Genomic DNA, 21,869 nt, shown 5'->3' with positions numbered 1-21,869 from the left:
TTGTTACATGTTTTATACGATGCTTTTTATTAAAAATAAGAATGTCTTTAAAGAAGGACTTTTTCCAAATAAAAAAAGCAGGGAGTTCCCCGCTTTTCTTTGGTTGATTGGTTGGTTAGGTGCCGTTAGAGGCTAATCTTTTTAGGACTGGTTAGTCTGAAAAGCCAAACTTATTGATAATGAATCGTGTTTCCTTACGGGTTTCCTCAAAGTATGAAAATTTAAGACACCTATTATACTTTGTTATTTCAAAATATGTTCTTCTTTAAGACCGCTCTGCAGATTGTTATTTCTACTCAAAAGAAGCTTCATAGGAATGTACGAATTTGCAAGCCCTAAACACCTTTACCTCTGCGATAGATCTTAATTACTGTGAACTATTCTCAATTTGTGTTGATAGACTCTCAACTAAATATTCTGTTCAATTTAATTGCTTTTCTTCTCTAATTCCTCTAATCTCTCATGAAGTTTTTGAAAATCTTTTTTCGAGACACTATCAGATTTCAATGCAATAGCCATAATTGCTACAATTAATGATAAAATTGGCACCACAATGCTGGCTACGTCTTTGATATTATCAATTATAGATTTTCGATAAGCTTTTAAATATTTATTTGTTGTACAAGCATGCATACCTAGAGTAGAAATTGTAAATAGATCTTCTTTTAATTTTACAATTTCTCCGGTATCTATAAGAGTTCTTAAAAGTAAGACAGTATGAACTTTTGAAATTCGTAGTATCCCTTTTAATTCATCAAGATTGAAACTAGCAAATGTGGTATTATCTCCAACATCAGGATAATCACCATTGGAATAAATAATTTCGAGCAATTCGTGTCGTTTTTTATTGTAGTTCATTTTTGTCTAAAATTATTATTCTAAACATATATCTTACTAATATTAAATCTTATTTAAAGTAGTTATATTGTTGATAAATATCTTCAAGAATAGCATTTCTTACTACGCCATACTTATCCGTATTTAGAACTTTAGTTAAGATCTTATCCAAATCTACATTATCTACTTTTTTCAACTCATTAATATCTGTTTTCTTTATCTTTTTAAGACAATCTACTAAATAAGGTAAAATGTCTTGAATTGACACAAAATTTTTAGCTTTTCGATAATAGTCAATTGCTGTACCATAACTCAAAGTAGCTTGGTAGTATTTTTTATCATCCATTTGATTGTTTGCTTGAATGAAATAAAGCCCTCCTTCAGAATTGTTATAAAGTATTTTAGATTTACGCTTTAAAGAATTCTTAGATTTTTTAAACTTTTCATTGACTAATGCTTCTATTTCTTCTTTTAGTTGAATTTTAGAACTTTCAATTTCTTTTCTAAGAACTTCACGTAAATGTTCTTCACTTAGTTTTAACGTGCGTTTTTGATACCATTGCATCATTATAGGAGCTATAATACCAACTATTGTCAGAGCAATTGTTCCCACGACTAAAAGTTTTTCCCAAGCAGAATTGTAAAACTCGTTTACTTGATTTAGAATGTCAATTTCTTTCATATATTATTTTACTAATAACTAGAGATTTCAAAAATAGTTGATAATGTAAGGCTAAAAAACAAAGTACCTCCTACTGAAACGAAAATACGATTTAAAACGATAGTCTTACCAAAAACACCAATCTTGCCAAAAAGTCGTTATACGATAGTTTTTATTTTCTAATTTGTAATAATACTATCTATCGGCAAAAGCCATCATTATGGTTGTAATCAGCAATATATTTTAACATCTATGCCTTTCAAATTTTAACATAGTTGTTCCTATTCAAACTTCCATCCCTACAACCCCCAAACTATTCCTCCAATCCCTTCTCCAAAACAACTCTCCATGGTCTTCACCACAAAACCCAGCATACAATAACCCAATCAACATACCTTCACCTTCCGGCAAAGCCGACTGCAATACAATATCCTTACGTTCCGAATCCAACGGCATAAAAACCATCTCACTCAACGCTACCGCCACGGCAGGCGTTTCCGTATCCAAGCGCAAGAGCACTAATTGCAATCCAAGATGTTTTGCCCCTCTTGGCGAAACCGCCCGCGACACGTCAAACTGTGGCAGAGACAGCCTGCCTTCGTCAAGAGAAAACCGAGCAGAAATCATCAAGGCAGGAGTCATATCCCTTTTACGGTTAAACGAAAAATCCCTTAACAGCAACTGCCCTTTTTGCGTCGCCAGCCCTCGGGCTACCGTCTTTTCGCCTTTAGGCGACTGCTCGTCGCATTCCTTGATGGCACAGATACGCCCTTGGATATGCCCATACACATACGTATCCGGAATCGTCTTTAAATGCCAGCCCAGGCTCTTATACAACACCGACGAAATCTTCGCGCAGCGGCTGAACTCGCTGTTCAGCTGGCGCGTCTTGATGTAGCGGTCTTCGGTCTTGATGCGTTCGCCCTTAAAACCTCCGGGCGTCTGGAGGATATTGCCAAATGAAGTACTGCGGCCAGAGATGTCGCCCAATTTTCCCGTAAACTGGATAGGGCCTATATTTTTTGCCATGGTGTCGAATTTTAGTTACGATATAAACGATAAGTGCCCTAAAATTAGTATATTAGCATCAAATATACAACACCGCTGCTTTTGTCCTAAAAGCACACGAAAAATCCAAAAAACAAGCTTTTTTACAGCAAGCCATACTGGGCCTATACGGCACCCATACCGTATCCATACCGTATCCATACCGTATGTTCTCCCAGTTATCTCCCAGTTATCTCCCAGTCACCTCCCAATCCCCTTGCGGAAACCCTTCACTTTTAATCGCCCCTATACCTCAAAAAACAAGCAAAACCCGAACGAAACCCGAACAAAACTGGAAGATAAGGGCCATCACAGCACTCCCAAACAAAAAAGGGCCCGCCAGGCTCCCAGTCAGGAGCCCGGCGGGCGGTAAAAATCAACTATTAAACTTACGATCTGATCCTAAATGGCGGTTATCTCCTGCTATAATTCGAGTATTCCGAAATGGTCTGCACCTCAGTTCCCTGTCCTAGGAATTTCACGAGCATGTTCAGGTTTTCGCGTACAGTGAAGTAGCGTTTTGCCTGCTCGTTCCAAGCGTATCGTATCACCATGTCAAACTTTTCGGCATTGACGATCTTGATCTTCAACGGCTTTTCATTGAGCACTTGTACCTGCTCTAGCCTTTTGGTCTTGAGGTTTATTGTCATATATAGGCGGCAGTCTTTCATAAAAGCCCCGTCCTTGTCGCCGGCAGCAGGATTCTGCTTATAGCTGATAATCAATTGGGCTGGCGTTTCCTTTTCGATCTTATAGGTAGCATCATCGGTCTGGGCCGTACCCGCCTGCTTGTTCTGGTTTTTTCGGAACGAATTGATATCCGATTTATACGGCGACTTGCCGTCTATAGAAACTACCGTCCACTGCTCTTCTTTTGGCTTAGACGGGTCAAACTGTGCCACGGTAACCTTTTCGCTGCCCGCTGTTATCGTAGTCTGCGTCAGCTCATACGAATGATCTTTAGGCATCTGGAGGCTCTCGGGATTCAATAGTGCAGCATCAATTCCATGTCTGGAAAAAGCATCCAGCACTGCCGATTTTTGGGCGAACGCCGTCACCGTAGATAGGGCCAGCAGAAGCACCACCAGTAGTAGCTTCATTCTATTCTCTTGTACTCTTACTATTGCTTTTCCTTGAGCAGCAGCTCCCCCTGCCATGACATTTCTTTTTTTCATAATTCTTCTATTGTTTAGTATTTCGATGGGGCAAAATTACAGGCAGCAGTCGGGCCTTTGGGCGCTTTATTGAGCGAAACGGCTAAACTGCCGAGTGAACTGTCAATCAGGGAGAGTGAAGCGATACAGATGTTTTTTTCCAGCAAGGTTTCGCTGCAAAGGCAGTACCCGCAAAGGACAAAGCTATTCCGTATAGCGTAGTGCTTTCGCCTCGGCAGGAGTGGCTACTTTTTGCGTAAAACAACAAAGGAGGCAATACTGCCTCCTTTGTTGTAAGTAAATCCTGTTACTTGAACCTCAGATTGATGCTGATAATATCGGAATCGAGATTGTTAGATCGGACATAATGTCCATAGCGTATTTCGAGCATGTTTAGGCGTTTGATGCCAAAAACTCCATTGACAGGCGTCAGCCGCAGTCCAAGGCCGAAGAAACTGCTGTCAAATTTTGAAAGATCGTAATTGCTGGTGTAAAAATCGCTTTGCGGACCATGCATCTCATAGCCTTTGAAATACTTTGCCGCCGTCTGGGTATAATACCTATAGAAGGGAGATACCGAGACAAATGACGAGATTTTTACCGGAATCTCGATATCTGCCGTATGCGACTGGATGCCCCAGTCATCGGTATAGAAACGGTAATAGCCGCGTAGGACCATATTATCTCCTAAAAAGTAGCTTGCCCTTGCTGCCAGAGGTATCTTGAGTCGGCTGTCCGGAAGCTTCTCTTGGTGTACGGATCCGTCCGTAAAATAGACCCTATGGAAGGGCAGGGAAAGATAGCCCTGCTGCGATACCAGATCGGCTTGGAACATTACTTGGAAGTTTTTGCTTACTATCTGCGAATACGTCAGGGATCCCACAAACGTATTTCTGGAGGCATTGCCGGAATCATCAACATTGGGCAGACCTCTCAGCTCTATAGGGGCAAGCATCTTGACCTGATCAAGATAAGCTTGGAATTTTGCCCCAAATTCCCCGTTTCGATCTTTAGTCTTTTGTGAAAAGCTTATGTTTCCTCCAAAAGACTGGTAGTCGTATTCCGAAGAAGACGAAATGCCGATGCCCATAGCGCGTCCTTTCTCTTCGTTTTCCCTGATATAGTTTAGAGAAGGATAGACCCTCATATCAGAAGACGATGCAGAAGAATTGGCACTAAGGTCTATCTTGTCGGAAGAAGCAGACGAATAATGGTCTACGCCCACCTCGAAGTCAAAGGTATGCTTGATATTGTTTTCGCCATATTTTACCACCCTCAGGTCTATAGCGTTAGAAATATCGGTCAGCTTCTCTGTCCCTTCTCCGCCTGTCACAGCCGAATTATTTCCGTCCTGCCTATAATAGCTGGATACAAGATTGATTTCCTCGATCTTAAGCTTTTTAGACTTATAAGAAGTTGAATCTGCAGGGTCATTTTGGGCATAGGCCTTGAATAACCCCAATAGGGCAAAGCCCGTTATAAATATTCTTTTCATTTTGTCTTTATGCTAGGGGTTAATTGCATCCGCATCCGCCGCCGCTTTTTCCTGCATTGGCACCCGACGAACCTTCTCTATAGGACTGGAAACTCAGTTCTGTCTTTTCTACTTTCCTGTTAGACAATACCATATCGGAATCGTTGATCTTGTTTTTTTGGTACTCCTTTACAGGCGAGCACCCAGAAGCCATGGCCATAAAGCCTGCCGCTATCCATAGGGGAAGATGTTTCATGTTGATGTGAGATTTATGTTTTTTGAAGTGTACAGCTTGTTATTATCATCGATTATGATGCAGTGCAGGTCGGGTATCTGGTCTACAAGATACAAGCCCGCCTTTATTCCCATCACTGCTATCGGAGTCGCCATGGCATCTGCAAATTCGGCATTGCCGCTGATTACCGTTACGCTTTTGATGCCGGATACGGGCAGCCCAGTCTTTGGGTCTATGGTATGCGAGTATTTCTTTCCGCCTATCATTACGTATTTTTCATAGTTGCCAGACGTCGCAACCGCTTTTCCGCTGATGTCCAGATAAGAGAAGATGTCTTCGGGGCGGTCAGGATTTGATATTCCTATCCTCCAGGGCTTGCCCGAGGGCTGCTGCCCCCACGCCGTTAGATCTCCGCTGGCATTTATGATGCCGCTCAGCACGCCTTTGCTCATGAGCAGCCTCTTTGCCATTTCTGCGGCATACCCTTTCCCGATACCCCCAAACCCTATCCGCATGCCCTCGTTCTTAAGAAATACGGTACCGTTCTCCGCATCGAGAATGATATTTCTGTAATCTATGAGGTGTACCATCTTTAGGGCCTGCTCCCGAGAAGGCAGCCGGGTCATGCTCCTGTCAAAATTCCAGAGCGTCTTGTCGATGCTCCCGTAGCTTATGTCAAAGGCGCCTTGGGTAATCTGTGAAATACTTAAGCTTCGCTGTACCAGATCAAATACTTCTGCATCGACTTTTACGGGTGCTATGCCGGCATTGCTATTAATAAGGCAGGTCTGGCTGCTCTCGTCGAAGGTGGTAAGCAGCCTTTCGATACGCCGTATTTCTTCTATAGCGGTATCGATATGGATTGCTGCCGCTGCCTTTGAGTCGCTTGCCACCGTAATGGTAAAACTATTTCCCATCAGCCTGAGCGTTTGTGAAAATTCTAGCATTGGGATTTGCTTATTTATGAGATTCGCAGAGGGACTTGATTTCTTTTACCCATTTATCGACAGGAACTTCAGGTCTTCCTGCCCATGACTTTATGACTTTCCCGTTGGAGTCCAGCAGCAGCGTAAGCGGAAAATTGCCCTCCTTGTTGTATTTTTCGGCAAGTGCCTCATTTTTCTGGGTCTGCTCTGGAGAAAGCTGGTTCTTCTTTTTTCTCGGAAAGTCAGCATTAACAAGCACGAGGTTGTCTTTGGCCATGGCGATAAAGGAGTCGTTTTCAAAGAAATCTCTTTTAGTCGCCACGCAGGGAGCGCACCAGTCCGATCCTGAGAAGTTGAGCAGGATCATCTGTTTTTTTTCCTTAGCGTCTTTTTTAGCAGATTCAAAATCAGTGCCCCATTTCAGGGGGATAAGTGCCAATAGCAGGCAGCAGGTCAAGAGCTTCATCACAGTACGTTTATTGTTATAGCTAAGTAACGCAGCGCCGAAGAAGAAAAGTATTATCGCATTCTTAAGATTTGCTTAAGATTGACAGGGTCATGGAGCCTGCACGCCGAAAACATATCCTACCAAGGCTGAGGCAGCCATGGCAACGGTGCCCCAAATGCAGATACGGACTACGGATTTGATCTTATTTGACCCGCCAGCCTTTGCGGCCAATGTTCCAGAAATGGCAAGAAAGAGAATCGCAAAACCATACTGCAGCGGTACCATATAGCGCATGGCGCCGAAGAGAGCCACCAGTAGCGGCAGGATGCCTCCACAGAGAAATGCCAAGGCAGAAGCAAGGGCGGCCTGCATAGGCTTGGCCTGTGTCATTTCATTGATTCCCAATTCATCCCTTGCATGGCTTTCGAGCGCATTGTGTGCTGTTAGCTGCAAGGCCACTTCTCTGGCGAGTTCTGGAGAAAGCCCTCTTAGGATATAAATCTGTGTCAGTTCTTCAAGTTCCGATTCGGGCATTTCTTTTAATTCTTCTATTTCCCGCTGAAGATCTGATTTTTCAATATCGCTTTGGGAACTTACGGATACATATTCTCCGGCGGCCATAGAAAGCGCCCCTGCAACTAATCCGGCCAAGGCGGCCAGCACTATAGGAGATCTCGTATCGGATGCAGCGGCTATACCGATGGCTAGGCTGGTGGTAGAAAGAATTCCGTCATTGGCTCCCAGTACGGCTGCTCTGAGCCAGCCGCTCCGATTTATGTAATGCGTCTCGTTTAGCATAGGGTTGAATTTAATGCTAAAGATACTAAGGTTTTCATTAAGAACACAATAGGCATCCCAATAGGCAGTAATTCTTTTTGCCCTTGGGTTGCAACGATCATTTTTTTGGCCTGCAAGAAGATTGGCATAAACTTGCGCTGCTTACCGAAACAAAAAAGCAGGCATTGGCCTACTTGTATATCTGTCTTTAAAAGAAGCGCTTAATAATCCATCCAGAGCTTAAACAAAGGCGCCTTTGTGCGGCTTACGATCACATCCTCGCCAGCGTTCTTGATCTTGAGTTTCAGCTTGCCGTTAAAAAAATTATGCACTTGTTCCACCGCATTGACCTGCACGATATACTGGCGGTTTATCCTAAAGAAGTTCTTGGGCTCCAGTTCTTGTTCCAGCGTTTCCAACGTCTGCGGCACTACGGCTTTTTCGCCATTAAAGAAGATGGCATAGCTGATATTGAGGTGCGAATAAAAAAAGGCGATGTCTTCTACATTGATCTTGCGGTAGGCATCGCGGTACGGCAGCAGAAAGCGTGTGCGGTACTCCTTCGGCTGCATCATGGCCAGCAGGTCTTCAATAGAGGGAGATAACGACGATGGCGGCTGTAGGGAGTTTTCAAATTTGACCAGTGCCGCTTCGAGTTCGTCTTGGTCTATCGGCTTGAGCAGGTAGTCCACGCTGTTGTATTTGAAAGCCTTGACGGCATATTCGTCATAGGCTGTCGTAAAGAGCACCGGACATCGAACATCCACCCGGTTAAAGACTTCAAAGCTCAGGCCGTCGGCCAACTGCACGTCCATCAAGATCAGGTCGGGACATTCGTTTGCAGAAAGCCAGTCCGCCGCCTTGGTCACGCTGCCGAGTATGCCGACGATCTCGACATCGGGCCTGATTTCGAGCAGCAGCCTTTTGATGCGCTCCGCATTGAGCTTTTCATCTTCTAAGATCAATATTTTTTGTACTAGCTTCATGAGATAAGAGGTACTTTTACGGTAAAGGTGTCATCCGTCTGCACTACAGAAGGCTTTCGGTCGCTCAGCAAGGCATAACGGTCGATGATGTTCTGCAGGCCGATGCCTGTAGACTCCATCTTTTTGACCAGCGGCAGCAGGGTGTTCGACACGACCAGCGCATCGTCGGCCGTAGAATAGATATGGATGGCCAGCGGATTTTCTTCTTCCGTACGGTTGTATTTCACGGCATTTTCGATAAACAGCTGCAGTGTCACGGGCGGCAGCATCATGCCGAGCTTGGAGTCATCGATGGCAATCGTAAAAACGCACCCACCTCCCATCCTATGGCGGATCAGGAACAGGTAGGCATCCAGAAATTTCAGTTCGTCAGCCAAAGAAATCAGCTTCTTTTTGGAGTTGACAAGCAGGTAGCGGTAGACTTTCGTAAAGTTCTCCGTATACTCATAGCCCAATTGCGGGTCTTTCAGCAACAGTTCCGAAAGTACGCTCAGGTTGTTAAAGACAAAGTGCGGATCGAGCTGCAGCTTCAGTGCCTGCAGTTCGATTTCAGACGCCAGCTGCTTGTGCTGTGCCGCCTTGATCTCATATTCTGCGGCCTTTAGGGTAGCGCTCTTCCAATTGTACAATAAAAAGTAGCCCGTATTGAGGGTGCTCACCATCAGCGCCCACAGTATAATAGAGATAACGACATAGAGCCCTTCGCGCAAGCCGACGGGCGAAGGCTGCGGATTGGCAACGTTGCCAAATACCAGATACAGGGACGACAGGCAGACGATCGCGAACAGGGCCCCAAGAATCTGGAACAGCATCTGCACCAGCAGGCGCCTAAACGGATGCGCCATCCACGACATTCTTTTGTTCAGCTTTCGGTCTATAAAGAGGCTCAGCTCCACGATACCCACGCAGAACAGCAGGTTGACCAGTACGTCTTCGACCAGCTTGGAAGTGGGCATGGCGAACAAACGATTCCAATACGAAGTGGGAAAGATGATAAAGACGGTCACATACGAAACAACAAACGTAAAAGCAACCAGCAGCAGGCTCTTGAGTCTGCTCTTTTTGATAAGGCTTGTTTTTTCTTGAATTTCCATACGATACATTTCAGGCGGGGCACGATATTGGGCTATTAGTGGGTCTTTTCTGGTTTTTGTTACAAAGGCCAAATGCGCAAACTAAAAATGCAATCGCTGCGGAACAGTAGCGTAGGGGGTGTAGCGTATCGTCGGGTATTATTCTGCTTCTCGTTTCAAGCCTTTGATATCTCTTAAGAAGATCTTCTTGCCTTTGAGCTCGATAAGCCCGCTCTTGTTAAAGTCAGACAGCAGGCGGATGCAGCTCTCGGTAGCGGTGCCGATAAGGCTGCCGATTTCTTCGCGCGTCAGCTGGGTCTTAAGGCTGCCGTCTTCCTGCGTGCCAAACGTATCTTGCAGGTGCAGCAGCGTTTCGGCCAGGCGTTGGCGTACCGTCTTCTGCGCCATGTCTACCACATGATCGTCGGCCTCCTTGAGGTCGCCGCAGATAGCGCGCATCACGTTCATCGAAAAGGCATTGTTCTGGTTAAAGAGCGGCATGATATCGCTTTTGGGTATAAAGCAGACTTCCATGTCTTCTAGCGCCACGGCGCTCAGGTTGGCCGGCTCGTCGCTGATCATGGAGCGCTGCCCGAGCAGCTCTCCTTTAGACACCAGCTTGATGATCTGGTCCTTGCCGTTTGCGCTCAGCTTAGACAGCTTGCACACTCCGTCCTTGACGCAGAAGATGCCGTTGACGTTCTCGCCTTCCTCAAAAATAGGCTCTCCTTTTTTGATGGTATACGACGATTTGCAGTCCGCTATCTTTAGCAGCTCCTCCTTGTTGAGGGCCTTTAGCGAACTGAATTCTCGAACGATGCATTGCTCACACTTGCTCATGGCGGAATGGGAATTAGTTTTGCAAAGATAGGCAAAAGCATGATAATTATCATAGTTTGCGCTTCAGGCATTTGCAACCTTTGCATCAGGTAAATGAGCAAATTATGGACACGCAAAGTTGTTTCCACTGCGGTCTGGAGGTTATACAAAAAGAAGAAATCGTTTTTGACGGCAAGTCGTTCTGCTGCAGGGGCTGCAAGACGGTCTATGAGATTTTCGCCAACAACGGGCTTTCTTCGTACTATGACTTTGAAAGGACGCCCGGCGCTACGCCGCAGGCCGTAAACGGAAGGTATGATTTTTTAGACAATGAAAAGATAGCCGAAAGGCTGCTGGAATTTCAAGAAGAAGGAACGAGCATCGTCTCCCTCTATATCCCCCACATCCACTGCAGTTCCTGCATCTGGATTCTCGAGAACCTGCACCGGCTCCACAAGGGCATCGGTACTTCGCAGGTCAATTTCTCCGAGAAAAAAGTACGCATTATTTTCAATCCGCAGGAAACCGGCCTCAAGGACATCGTATTGATGCTCTGCTCCATCGGCTACGAGCCTTACATATCGCTCGAAAATTACGAGAGCGGCAAGCAGGGTACCGACCGCAGCCTTATCTACAAGCTGGGCGTCGCCTTTTTCTGCTTCGGCAACATCATGCTGCTTTCGTTTCCCGAGTATTTTGAGACCGAAGAGTTCTGGCTCGACCAGTACCGCGGCTTTTTCCGCTGGCTCATCTTCGCGCTCTCGCTGCCCTCCTTTCTCTATTCGGCCAGCGGCTATTACGTTTCGGCCTATAAGAGCATCCGCAACGGCATGTTCAACATCGACATTCCGATTGCGCTGGGTATCATCGTCATGTTCGTAAGGAGTACCGTAGACATCGTCTTCGGCTACGGGCAGGGCTTTTTCGACAGCCTTACCGCCTTGGTCTTCTTTATGCTCGTGGGCAGGCTGTTCCAGCAGAAGACCTATAGCTTCCTTTCTTTTGAAAGGGATTTTAAATCGTATTTCCCGATAGCCGTCACGCAGGTAAATACGCAGCAGCAAGAAGTTTCTGTTCCTGTCTACGACATCCAGAAAGGCGACCGACTGCTGATCCGCAATCAGGAGCTTATTCCCGTAGATGGCATAGTGATCAGTAAGGGCTGCCAGATCGACTATAGTTTTGTGACCGGAGAGGCCGACCCGATCCGCAAGGAATCAGGCGACAAGATCTATGCCGGAGGCCGACTGCTCGGGCAGCCTATAGAAATGCAAGTGCTCAGCTCCGTCTCCCATAGCTACCTTACCCAGCTGTGGAGCAACGCTGTCTTTGAAAAGAAAAGCACCCAGCACCGCAGGAGCATCACCGATGCCATCAGCCGCTACTTCACGCCTGCCCTGCTGTTTATTGCCATTGCGGGATTCGGCTACTGGATTTTTAGGGATGCCAACACGGCTTTTAATGTATTCACTGCGGTGCTGATTGTCGCCTGTCCGTGTGCCTTGGCGCTGACCGCTCCCTTTACGATGGGCAATATCTTGCGTATCATGGGAAGGCAGAAGCTTTATTTGAAGAACGCGGGCGTCATCGAGCAGCTTGCCAAGACCGACATGATTGTCTTTGACAAGACGGGAACGATAACGACCAGCAAGGCATCGGATATTGCCTTTACGGGAGTGTTGCCATCGGCGACTGAACTGTCGTATATAAAAAATCTCCTCAGAGGCTCCAACCATCCGCTAAGCCGCAGGCTGTATGAGTTGTTGCCTGCCGCAACATTGCGTACCGTGCACGGCTTTGAGGAAAGTACGGGAAAGGGCATCGAGGGCATTATTGACGGAAACTGCATCAAGCTGGGAGCGGCTTCGTATGTCGGATGTACCGAAGCTGCAAACACGGCACAGACGGAAGTGCATATTGCCATCAACAATGATTACAAGGGAAGCTATACTTTCGACAACCAATACCGCAAGGGCCTTGAACAGCTGTTCGACAGCCTGAGCCAGCGCTACGAACTAAAAATCCTATCGGGCGATAACGACGGCGAGCGGGCACAGCTCGAAAAGATGCTGCTGCCGGGCACGGAACTGCTCTTTAACCAGAAGCCCGAACAGAAGCTGGAAGCCATCAAGAACTGGCAGGAACAGGGCCATAACGTAATGATGGTGGGCGACGGACTTAATGATGCAGGCGCGTTGGCGCAGAGCAGCGTAGGAATTTCCATCTCCGAAAACGTCAATGTGTTCTCTCCGGCCTGCGACGGCATACTTGATGCGACCGAGTTCACGCAGCTCGCCTATTTCCTGAAACTCTCTAAAAAAGCCTTGGCAACCATCAAGATGAGCTTTGCGCTGTCGCTGCTCTACAATGTCGTGGGACTGGGCTTTGCGGTGAGCGGCAGGCTGTCGCCTCTGGTAGCCGCCATCATCATGCCGCTGAGCACCGTGACCATCATCAGCTTTGTCACGCTGGCGAGCAATTATTACGCCCGAAAATTAAACCCTAAAAAAGGACGGGCATGATAAATATCATGTTTTTAGAACACCCGCCAAAGTAATTTTGTCACTATAAACTCAAGGTATGAGCGTCATCTATTTATTAATCTCCATCAGCATCGTCGTAGCCGTGTGCTTCTTTATCGCCTTTGTAAAAGCGGTACGCAACGGGCAGTACGACGACGACTATACGCCGTCGGTCCGGATGCTTTTTGACGATGAGATTGTCAAGAAAAAACAGGAAGAAAAAGAAAAGAAAAAGGACACGGAAAATCCCCTCCCCGATACGCCTATACCCTACAATACAAAATAGCAGCACAACAAATAACTAACCCTCTAATACTCTAATACATCTTAAATCACGCATGGAAGTACAACAGTTTTATTATGACAACAAGATCGTAAAGAAGTTTCTTTACGCGACCATCATCTGGGGTGCGGTAGGGATGCTCGTGGGGCTTTTGATTGCCTCCATGTACCTCTTCCCGAACCTGACAGAAGGCGTTTCGTGGCTGAGCTACGGAAGGCTCCGACCGCTGCATACCAATGCCGTTATCTTTGCTTTTGTAGGGAACGCTACGTTTGCGGGTATCTACTATTCGCTACAGCGCCTGCTCAAGGCTAGGATGTTCAGCGACCTGCTGAGCAGCATCAACTTTTGGGCCTGGCAGTTTATCATTGTGGCCGCCGCTATCACCCTGCCATTAGGCTATACCTCTTCTAAAGAATATGCCGAACTGGAATGGCCGATAGATATTGCTATTGCCGTAGTATGGGTGGTGTTCGGGATCAACATGATCGGGACAATTATCAAGAGAAGGGAACGCCATCTCTATGTAGCCATCTGGTTCTATCTGGCCACTTTTGTGACCGTAGCCGTGCTGCACATCTTTAACAGCCTTGCCCTGCCTGTAGGCGCGCTAAAAAGCTATTCGGTCTATGCCGGAGTGCAGGATGCGCTCGTACAGTGGTGGTACGGCCACAATGCCGTGGCTTTCTTCCTGACCACGCCGTTCTTGGGACTCATGTATTATTTTGTGCCCAAGGCCGCCAACCGCCCGGTCTATTCGTATAGGCTTTCTATCATCCACTTCTGGTCATTGATTTTTATCTATATCTGGGCGGGTCCGCATCACCTGCTCTATTCTGCCCTGCCCGACTGGGCACAGAACTTGGGCGTGGTATTCTCTATCATGCTGATTGCTCCGTCTTGGGGCGGTATGATCAACGGACTGCTGACCTTGAGAGGCGTATGGGACAAGGTGCGTACGGAACCGGTACTAAAATTCTTTGTCGTAGCGATTACGGGTTATGGTATGGCCACGTTTGAAGGACCGATGCTGTCGCTTAAAAATGTCAACGCCATTGCTCACTTTACAGACTGGATCGTGGCCCACGTACACGTTGGCGCCTTGGCTTGGAACGGATTCCTGACTTTCGGGATGATCTACTGGCTGATTCCGCGCATGGCAAAAACGTCCTTATATTCTAAAAAACTGGCCAACGTCCACTTTTGGATCGGTACGCTGGGCATCATCCTCTATACCCTGCCGATGTATGTGGCAGGATTTGCACAGGCTTCGATGTGGAAACAGTTCAATCCAGACGGTTCTTTGGTCTACGGCAACTTCTTGGAAACCGTAAAACAGATCATGCCGATGTACTGGATGAGAGCCATAGGCGGCACGCTATTTATCATCGGGCTTTTTGTGATGATCTACAACATCGTGAAGACCGTAAAACAAGGAAAGGCGATTGAAGACGAATTGGCCGAAGCGCCAGCCTTGCAGAAAATCACGAGCAAAAGGATGAAAGGCGAAAAGTTCCACCCATGGCTGGAAAGAAGACCGATACAGCTGACCATCCTGGCCACCATTGCCATCTTGATAGGCGGTGTCATACAGATCGTGCCGACCCTCATGGTCAAGTCCAACATCCCGACCATTGCTGCGGTCAAGCCGTATACGCCTTTGGAATTGGAAGGCCGCGACCTCTACATACGCGAAGGTTGCGTGGGCTGCCACTCGCAGATGATCCGTCCGTTCCGTTCCGAAGTCGAGCGTTATGGCGAGTATTCTAAGTCGGGCGAATACGTCTACGACCATCCGTTCCTGTGGGGCTCTAAGAGAACAGGACCCGACCTGATGCGTATCGGAGGCAAATATTCCGACAACTGGCACTTCAACCATATGTGGGACCCGAGGAGCACTTCGGCCGGATCGATCATGCCGTCGTACAAATGGCTGTTCGACAACAAGCCGATGGACTATTCGGACATCCAGAAAAAGATGGAAGTGATGGTGCAATTGGGTGTTCCGTATACCAAAGAGGAAATTGCCAACGCGCAGGCCGCCATCAACAAGCAGGCGCAGGCTATTGAAAAGAACTTGTATACCGATCCTGATTTCAGGAAAAGCTACGAGGAAAGCCGCAAGGCCGCTGCTGCCAAAGGCGATCCGTTTATCCCGATGTACCAGAGAGAAATCGTGCCGATGATTGCCTACCTGCAGCGCATGGGAACCGATATCAAAGTCAAAGAAGCAACAACCAAAAACTAACGCCATGCTAAAGTTTATCAAGCACAATATGGAAACCATCTCGGGCATCGAGATCTATCCGATCATTTCGCTGCTCATCTTCTTCTTGTTCTTCGTTGTCCTATATGCCTGGACCTACACCTACAAGAAAGAAAAAATTGCAGAATTGAGCCACATTCCTTTCGAGAGCGAGAACGAAATCGATAACCTCAAAAACGACACGCCATGAAAAAAATACTTCCGGTATACCTGAGGATACCGATCATCTTCTTTGCCGTATTCTTGGCAATGGAATATTTTATTGACTCTGGCGACCGGCCTGCTTTCTTGAAATATCCGATGATTTCTGTATTTCTGGCCGTCTTCCTGTTCCTGCTGATTGCCATTGAAATGGTCGTGGCCGCGGTAGACAACGTGACGTATCACCTGCTCACCGAGGAACAGCGCCGGCAGCTCGAAGAGGCTAAAGAAGTAAAGATTACGGACAGCAAGCTGTATAAAAAAATAAAAAAATGGCTGGTAAAAGACAGACCGATTGAAGAAGAGGGCGAGCTGCTGCTCAGCCATGATTATGACGGCATCAAGGAGCTTGACAACGACCTGCCGCCGTGGTGGACGAAATTGTTCTATGCCTGTATCGTCTTTGCGTTTATCTATCTGGCCAAGTACCACATCTTCGGGCACGACGACCAGACCAAAGAATTCGAGACCGAAATGGCCGAAGCCAAGCTGGCCGTAGAAGAATATAAAAAGACCGCCAAAGACCTCATCGATGCCGAAACGGTAACGCTGCTGACGGATGCGGGCGATATTGCCGCAGGAAAGACAGTATTCCAAACCAACTGCATAGCCTGCCACCGACCGGATGCCGGAGGCGCCATAGGCCCTAACCTGACAGACGACCATTGGATTCTGGGCGGCGGCATCAAGAACGTCTTCCATACGATTACCGAAGGAGGACGCGACGGCAAAGGAATGGTGGCTTGGAAAGGCACGCTAAAACCGTCTGAAATACAGCAGGTAGCGAGCTATGTATTGTCGTTGCAAGGCTCTAATCCCAAAGACCCTAAGCCTGCCGAGGGCGAGGTATGGGTAGACGAAAACGCGCCTAAAGAAGCCGGCGCTAAAACGGAAGAAGCTAAAACGGTAGCCCAAAACTAGGGTGCCGAAAAAATAAAGAGTTATGCCAAAAATGCCGGATGAGTCCTTTCGCGATGCGATAGGAACCGTAGATGATAAAGGAAAGAGAATCTGGGTATTCCCAAAAATCCCTTCAGGAAAACTGTACGACAGGCGCAAGATCGTCAGCTATTTTCTATTGCTGTTCTTGTTTGCGGCTCCTTTCGTGAAGGTAAACGGCAATCAGTTCTTGCTGTTCAATGTGACAGAACGCAAGTTCAACATCTTCGGGTTTCCGTTCTGGCCGCAGGATTTCTACCTGTTCGTGATTTCGATGCTGGTGGGCGTCGTATTCGTGGCACTGTTTACAGTGGCCTTCGGAAGAATATTCTGTGGCTGGATCTGCCCGCAGACCATCTTTATGGAAATGGTCTTCCGCAGGATCGAGTTCTGGATTGATGGCGACCGCGGGGCGCAGCTGCGATTGGACAAGCAGCGCTGGGATAGCGAAAAAATCCGCAAGCGGGTTTTGAAATGGACGGTCTTTTTCGTCATTTCTTTCGGCATCGCCAACGTGTTCCTCGCCTACCTTATCGGCAGCGACGAACTGTTCAGGCTGGTAAAAGAGCCCTTGGCCAACCACCTCAGTACTTTTATCGCCTTATTGATTTTTACAGGCGTCTTTTATTTTGTCTATGCCTGGTTCCGCGAGCAGGTCTGCATTATCGCCTGTCCTTACGGGAGGCTGCAGGGCGTGCTGTTGGACAACAAGTCAATTATCGTGGCCTATGACCATGTGCGAGGCGAAAAGGAAAAAGGCAGGGCCAAGATAGATAAAAGAGAAGATCGAACGCTTAGCGGCAAAGGCGACTGTATCGATTGCAGGCAGTGCGTAAACGTCTGCCCTACGGGTATCGACATCCGCAACGGAACGCAGCTGGAATGCATCAACTGTACGGCCTGTATCGACGAATGCGATGCCATTATGGAAAAGGTAAGCCTTCCGAAAGGACTCATCCGCTATGCGTCGGAAGACGAGATTACCAAAAACAAAACGTTTGAGTTTACGGCGCGCATGAAAGGCTATACGGCGGTACTGTTCATCCTCACAGGCATCTTTATCGGGCTGCTGTTCTTGAGAAACGATGTCGAGGCCACCATATTGCGGCTGCCTGGACAGTTGTTCGAGCATAAGGGCGAAAACATCAGCAATGTCTATACCTACAAGGTCGTGAACAAGACCGTAAACGATTTTGACGACATTCATTTTGAGCTGCTGCGTCCGAAAGGAACCATCACTACCGTAGGCAAGCCGCGGTTTAGCATTGCCAAGGAAGGCATGGCTCAGGGAACGCTGTTTGTGGAAATCAATCCGGCTTTTCTGGAAGGCGACAAGACGCCTATCGAGATCGGCGTGTATAAAGGAAACCAGCTGATCGAGACCGAACGAACTAATTTTCTAGGCCCAAGAAGCTTTAATTAATACAACCGCTGCCGCCTGTCCTAAAGCAGGCGGATGCATAAAAATAGGAATCATGAAGAAACTAAACTGGGGAACCGGAATCTTTATCGCTTTTGCACTGTTTATGTCGTTCATACTGTTCTTTGTCTTTCTGGTACAATCAGACCACAAATACGACAACGAGCTGGTCATCGAAGACTATTACAAATACGAAACCGGACTGCAGGCACAGCTCGACAAAGAAGACAATGCCGCAAGATTACAGCACAAGGTTGCCTTGGAAGCGGGAGAAAACGGCATTACCATACGTTTCCCTCAAGGCTTCGATTATAAGAATATTACAGGAAAAGTGTCCCTCTACAGGCCGTCCAGCCAGAAATTAGACTTTGCCATTCCGATCGCACTGTCTTCTTCTAATTTGCTCATACCTAAAAGTGATTTGGCTGGCGGCCGCTGGGACATTATTATCGACTGGAAGTATGAGGGCACCGGCTACCTCAACAAAGAACAGCTTACGCTAGACTAGACTCAAATGATATACTCTGCTTTTTTCTTCGGGCTTATTTCCAGCCTCCACTGCGTGGGAATGTGCGGTCCTATTGCCATGATGCTGCCGCTTGACCGCAGCAGCCAGGCTAGAAAGACGGCCCAGCTCCTGCTCTATCATTTGGGAAGGCTCACGGCCTACAGCAGCCTCGGGTTGGTTTTTGGGCTGCTGGGAAAAGGCTTTTACTTGGCTGGGATGCAGCAGCAGCTGTCGGTAATTGTTGGTGTTTTTATGATACTGATTGCTGTCATTCCAGAAAAAGTCTTTATGCGGTATAACTTTTCACGGCCCGTCTATAGCGTCATTTCTAAAGTAAAATCGGGACTGGGAAGGCAGTTCAAGAAAAAAAGCAGCAGCGCCTTGTTTTTGATCGGCCTGCTTAACGGGTTCCTGCCCTGCGGACTGGTCTATGCGGCCTTGTTCGGCGCGCTGGCCATGCAGCATGCTCCTTTGGGCATTGCCTATATGGCTTTGTATGGCTTGGGAACCATTCCTATGCTGAGTGTGGCGGCGTATGCAGGCCGCTTTTTAAGCACCAGCTTCAGGACAAAACTACAGAAGGTCATTCCGATTGCCACAATCCTTATCGGAACGTTGTTTATCCTCCGCGGTATGGGTTTGGATATTATGTATGTGTCTCCGGGAAATATGAGTTTGTTTGTGAAGGGGATGCCGGATTGTGGGTAGAGGTACTGAGGTGCTGAGGTACTAAGGTTTTTAGGAAGGTACTGAGGTTCTAAGGCGCTGAGGTTTGTTTTGTTCTTGCAATAATGAGAGGCTACTATAATTAGTTTTGTTTATTTCTTATTTCCACAAATGCTAATCGCCTACAACTGCCAAAACCTCAGCACCTCAGCACCTTAGCCTCTTAGCACCTTTCTCAAATAACCATCGAAAACAACTGCGTTTCTGGTACGCTGCGCTGCAATCGAACATCAAATGCCATGCAGGCATTTCTTAGGAAAGGCTTGCCAATTTCGGTAATGGTAAGTTTGCCTTCTTCAATCAGGAGCAGGCCATCGTCTTGCATTTCGGATAGTTTTTCAAGTACGGCTGGCAGTTCTGGAAAAGATTCTTCCGGACGGCTCCATGTTGTTTCAAAACGGCACATCAGGTTGAGTATGTGCTGTCGGATAATCAAGTCTTCTTTGGTAAGGATATGCCCGCGGTTGACGGGTACTTGGTTCCATTCTAGCAATTGGTAATAATCATCTAGGTCTTTTACGTTCTGGGCAAAGCCGTACCAGCTGTCGCTGATGGACGATACGCCCAATCCGATCATGAGCTGCGTCTTGGAATGGCTGTAGCCCATAAAATTGCGGTGGAGCTTTCCTGCTGCTGAAGCTTTATACAGCGAATCGGTCGCAAGAGCAAAATGGTCCATGCCAATTTCGTGGTAGCCGTTGGAATGCAAGAGCGCCTTGCCTATTTCGTAGAGCTTGCGTTTTTCGTCGTCTTTCGGAATGTCTTCGTCCTTATAGCCGCGCTGTCCGTTGCCTTTGATCCAAGGCGTATGGGCATAGCTGTAAAAGGCCAATCGGTCGGGCTTGAGGGAACGGGTCTTTTCGATGGTATCGACCACATCTTCAATCGTCTGGAACGGCAGTCCGAAGACCAAGTCGTGTCCTACAGAGGTATAGCCTATTTCCTTCGCCCACAGCGTTACCTTGGCAACATTCTGGAACGGCTGGATGCGGTGGATGGCTTTCTGGACGGTTTCGGAATAATCCTGAACGCCAAAGCTTACCCTGCGGAATCCGAGGTCGTAGAGTTTCTGGAGGTGCTCTTTGGTGGTATTGTTGGGATGTCCTTCAAAGCTGAATTCGAAATCCTTCGCCTTGGTGGCCGTCTTGAGTATGCCATTGATAAGGTCTTCCAGATGCTTTACGGCAAAAAAGGTAGGCGTGCCGCCGCCGAGGTGTATCTCTTTGATCACGGGCTTCTCCTCCATTTCATGGCAATAGAGCTGCCATTCTTTTAGGACGGCTTCGAGATACGGCTGTTCGACAGTATGGTTCTTGGTGATGCGTTTGGTACAGCCGCAGAACGTACAGAGGCTCTCGCAGAACGGCAAGTGGATATAGATGCTGATGCCTTCGGAAGCATTGCTTTCGCGGAAGGATTTCTTGAAGGATTGCATCCACGATTCATAACTAAAATTGCTGCTGTCCCAATAGGGCACGGTCGGATAGCTTGTGTACCTAGGACCAGGAACATTGTATTTTTGAACAAGGGAATGGCTTGGCATGATCGGTAATTTTATGCCAAAGCTACTTCCCTTATCATTTTTAAAGAATGATAATTGTCATGTTCGTTAATTTTAACAGCATGGTTCTGAATTCGATATCTTAATTCAGAAAGTTCTTCCGGTATTCGTTCGGGCTTATGCCGACTTCTTTCTTGAAAAGCCTCGAAAAATACGGGGGGTTGTCAAAACCAAGCGCATAGGCCGTTTCAGAAACCGAGTTTTCAGAGCCTTGCAGCAGGTTCTTGGCTTCGGAAATCAGGAAGATATGAATCAGTTCCATGGCTGTCTTGCCGGTTTCCTGTTTCAGCAAATCGCTGAGGTAGCGCGGCGAAAGGTTAAATAAGGCAGCGAGCGACTTTACGGTCGGCAGTCCTTTTTCGAGAAGCTTTCCGTTTTCCAGATACGAAGACAGGAAGTCATTAAACTTAGATACGGTCTTGCCAGACAGCTCTGTCCTGTTAATGAACTGTCTCTTGTAGAAGCGCTGCGAGTATTTTAAGATGGAATCGATATGCGCAATGATGATCTCGCGGCTGTATTCGTCTTGGTTGTTATAGTATTCTTGATCTATCTTGCTGTAAAGGTCCCAGATAATCTGCTCTTCGCGGGCCGAAAGATGCAACGCCTCGTTGGCTTCGTAATCAAAATAGCCGTATTTCTTTATTTCGGAATGAAGATGGAAACCGTTCAGGTAATCTTCGTGGATCCAGATGATAAAGCCTTTTTCTTCGAGTTCTACATTGTTGATTTCTATTACCTGTCGCGGCTTTACGAACATCATCGAGCCGTCGTCATGGTCGTATTTCGTCCTGCCATAGAGCACATAACCCGACTTGATCTTCTTGAAAGCGATCATGTAAAAATCGGTAGTAAATTCGCTCTGTCCTATAGAGCATTCCGCTAGTCTTTCGCACACGACCAAGCTCACCAGAGGATTTTCTGGAGGCGGATAGCCAACGGCGCGGTGCAGTTCGCTTATGGTTTTGTAATGTTTCATAAAAAAGGAGAAGAACCACGCTTTTGA

The 21,869-nt window shown here is 47.1% G+C and carries 23 protein-coding genes; 9 read left to right on the top strand and 14 right to left on the bottom strand.

The window, feature by feature from the left end:
* Positions 1-426 precede the first annotated feature (426 nt).
* From OLM56_RS09445 to OLM56_RS09395, 11 genes are all read right to left on the bottom strand, one after another.
* A complete protein-coding gene (locus tag OLM56_RS09445; protein WP_264526772.1) occupies positions 427-858 on the bottom strand; it encodes a hypothetical protein in 432 nt (143 codons plus the stop codon).
* 49 nt (positions 859-907) lie between these two features.
* Entirely contained in the window at positions 908-1,519 is a 612-nt protein-coding gene (locus OLM56_RS09440; protein WP_264526771.1) for a hypothetical protein, read from the bottom strand.
* Between the two features lie 264 nt (positions 1,520-1,783).
* Positions 1,784-2,338: a hypothetical protein gene (locus OLM56_RS09435; RefSeq protein ID WP_264526770.1), complete on the bottom strand. Its 555-nt coding sequence runs from the start codon at positions 2,336-2,338 to the stop codon at positions 1,784-1,786.
* Between the two features lie 620 nt (positions 2,339-2,958).
* A complete protein-coding gene (locus OLM56_RS09430; RefSeq protein ID WP_264526769.1) occupies positions 2,959-3,720 on the bottom strand; it encodes a hypothetical protein in 762 nt (253 codons plus the stop codon).
* Between the two features lie 286 nt (positions 3,721-4,006).
* Complete coding sequence (locus OLM56_RS09425) at positions 4,007-5,194, bottom strand: DUF3570 domain-containing protein (protein WP_264526768.1); 1,188 nt, start codon at positions 5,192-5,194, stop codon at positions 4,007-4,009.
* Between the two features lie 19 nt (positions 5,195-5,213).
* Positions 5,214-5,429, bottom strand: a complete 216-nt coding sequence (locus tag OLM56_RS09420; RefSeq protein ID WP_121377339.1) for a DUF4266 domain-containing protein — start codon at positions 5,427-5,429, stop codon at positions 5,214-5,216.
* The gene (locus tag OLM56_RS09415; protein WP_121377340.1) at positions 5,426-6,355 is read right to left on the bottom strand and encodes an FAD:protein FMN transferase; all 930 of its coding nucleotides are present in this window, start codon (positions 6,353-6,355) and stop codon (positions 5,426-5,428) included. Before OLM56_RS09415 ends, OLM56_RS09420 begins: the two co-directional genes overlap by 4 nt.
* Before the next feature lie 10 nt (positions 6,356-6,365).
* Complete coding sequence (locus OLM56_RS09410; RefSeq protein ID WP_182493908.1) at positions 6,366-6,800, bottom strand: thioredoxin family protein; 435 nt, start codon at positions 6,798-6,800, stop codon at positions 6,366-6,368.
* Positions 6,801-6,890: 90 nt separating this feature from the next.
* Positions 6,891-7,580 (bottom strand): VIT family protein, encoded by a 690-nt coding sequence (locus OLM56_RS09405; RefSeq protein WP_121377342.1) that lies wholly within the window; start codon positions 7,578-7,580, stop codon positions 6,891-6,893.
* A gap of 200 nt (positions 7,581-7,780) precedes the next feature.
* The gene (locus OLM56_RS09400; protein WP_264526767.1) at positions 7,781-8,545 is read right to left on the bottom strand and encodes a LytR/AlgR family response regulator transcription factor; all 765 of its coding nucleotides are present in this window, start codon (positions 8,543-8,545) and stop codon (positions 7,781-7,783) included.
* Positions 8,542-9,207 (bottom strand): sensor histidine kinase, encoded by a 666-nt coding sequence (locus tag OLM56_RS09395; protein WP_264526766.1) that lies wholly within the window; start codon positions 9,205-9,207, stop codon positions 8,542-8,544. Before OLM56_RS09395 ends, OLM56_RS09400 begins: the two co-directional genes overlap by 4 nt.
* Positions 9,208-9,381: 174 nt before the next feature.
* Here OLM56_RS09395 and OLM56_RS09390 point away from each other — a divergent pair, with 174 nt between their 5' ends.
* Complete coding sequence (locus tag OLM56_RS09390; protein ID WP_264526765.1) at positions 9,382-9,678, top strand: hypothetical protein; 297 nt, start codon at positions 9,382-9,384, stop codon at positions 9,676-9,678.
* A 99-nt stretch (positions 9,679-9,777) separates the two neighbouring features.
* On the opposite strand, the gene OLM56_RS09385 is transcribed toward OLM56_RS09390, so the two are convergent.
* On the bottom strand, positions 9,778-10,458 hold the full coding sequence (locus tag OLM56_RS09385) for a Crp/Fnr family transcriptional regulator (RefSeq protein ID WP_121377345.1): 681 nt from the start codon (positions 10,456-10,458) through the stop codon (positions 9,778-9,780).
* A 104-nt stretch (positions 10,459-10,562) separates the two neighbouring features.
* Between OLM56_RS09385 and OLM56_RS09380 the strand changes: the two genes are divergently transcribed.
* Genes OLM56_RS09380 through OLM56_RS09345 form a run of 8 tightly spaced genes read left to right on the top strand, consistent with a single transcriptional unit; the run spans position 10,563 to position 19,284 of the window.
* Positions 10,563-12,959 carry a heavy metal translocating P-type ATPase gene (locus tag OLM56_RS09380; protein ID WP_264526764.1) on the top strand — a complete coding sequence of 799 codons (2,397 nt, stop codon included), beginning with the start codon at positions 10,563-10,565 and terminating at the stop codon, positions 12,957-12,959.
* Positions 12,960-13,017: 58 nt separating this feature from the next.
* Positions 13,018-13,245, top strand: a complete 228-nt coding sequence (gene ccoS / locus OLM56_RS09375; RefSeq protein WP_264526763.1) for a cbb3-type cytochrome oxidase assembly protein CcoS — start codon at positions 13,018-13,020, stop codon at positions 13,243-13,245.
* 52 nt (positions 13,246-13,297) lie between these two features.
* Entirely contained in the window at positions 13,298-15,490 is a 2,193-nt protein-coding gene (gene ccoN, locus OLM56_RS09370; RefSeq protein WP_264526762.1) for a cytochrome-c oxidase, cbb3-type subunit I, read from the top strand.
* 4 nt (positions 15,491-15,494) lie between these two features.
* On the top strand, positions 15,495-15,698 hold the full coding sequence (locus tag OLM56_RS09365) for a CcoQ/FixQ family Cbb3-type cytochrome c oxidase assembly chaperone (RefSeq protein WP_182493915.1): 204 nt from the start codon (positions 15,495-15,497) through the stop codon (positions 15,696-15,698).
* Positions 15,695-16,630, top strand: coding sequence for a cbb3-type cytochrome c oxidase N-terminal domain-containing protein (locus OLM56_RS09360; protein ID WP_264526761.1), 936 nt, complete (start codon positions 15,695-15,697; stop codon positions 16,628-16,630). The genes OLM56_RS09365 and OLM56_RS09360 overlap by 4 nt, the downstream gene beginning before the upstream one ends.
* A 22-nt stretch (positions 16,631-16,652) precedes the next feature.
* Entirely contained in the window at positions 16,653-18,071 is a 1,419-nt protein-coding gene (gene ccoG / locus OLM56_RS09355) for a cytochrome c oxidase accessory protein CcoG (protein WP_264526760.1), read from the top strand.
* A gap of 52 nt (positions 18,072-18,123) precedes the next feature.
* Positions 18,124-18,576: a FixH family protein gene (locus OLM56_RS09350; RefSeq protein WP_182493918.1), complete on the top strand. Its 453-nt coding sequence runs from the start codon at positions 18,124-18,126 to the stop codon at positions 18,574-18,576.
* A gap of 6 nt (positions 18,577-18,582) precedes the next feature.
* Positions 18,583-19,284: a sulfite exporter TauE/SafE family protein gene (locus OLM56_RS09345; RefSeq protein ID WP_264526759.1), complete on the top strand. Its 702-nt coding sequence runs from the start codon at positions 18,583-18,585 to the stop codon at positions 19,282-19,284.
* A gap of 193 nt (positions 19,285-19,477) precedes the next feature.
* On the opposite strand, the gene hemN is transcribed toward OLM56_RS09345, so the two are convergent.
* Positions 19,478-20,845, bottom strand: a complete 1,368-nt coding sequence (hemN, locus tag OLM56_RS09340) for an oxygen-independent coproporphyrinogen III oxidase (RefSeq protein ID WP_264526758.1) — start codon at positions 20,843-20,845, stop codon at positions 19,478-19,480.
* Positions 20,846-20,945: 100 nt separating this feature from the next.
* Positions 20,946-21,842 (bottom strand): helix-turn-helix domain-containing protein, encoded by an 897-nt coding sequence (locus OLM56_RS09335; RefSeq protein WP_264526757.1) that lies wholly within the window; start codon positions 21,840-21,842, stop codon positions 20,946-20,948.
* Positions 21,843-21,869: the final 27 nt, after the last annotated feature.

Origin of the sequence: Flavobacterium sp. N2550 (assembly GCF_025947265.1) — a bacterium.
In the GTDB taxonomy this organism is placed as follows: Bacteria; Bacteroidota; Bacteroidia; order Flavobacteriales; family Flavobacteriaceae; genus Flavobacterium; species Flavobacterium endophyticum.
Note: the sequence above shows the minus strand (reverse complement) of the source record. Positions and strands in the feature narration are given on the sequence as shown.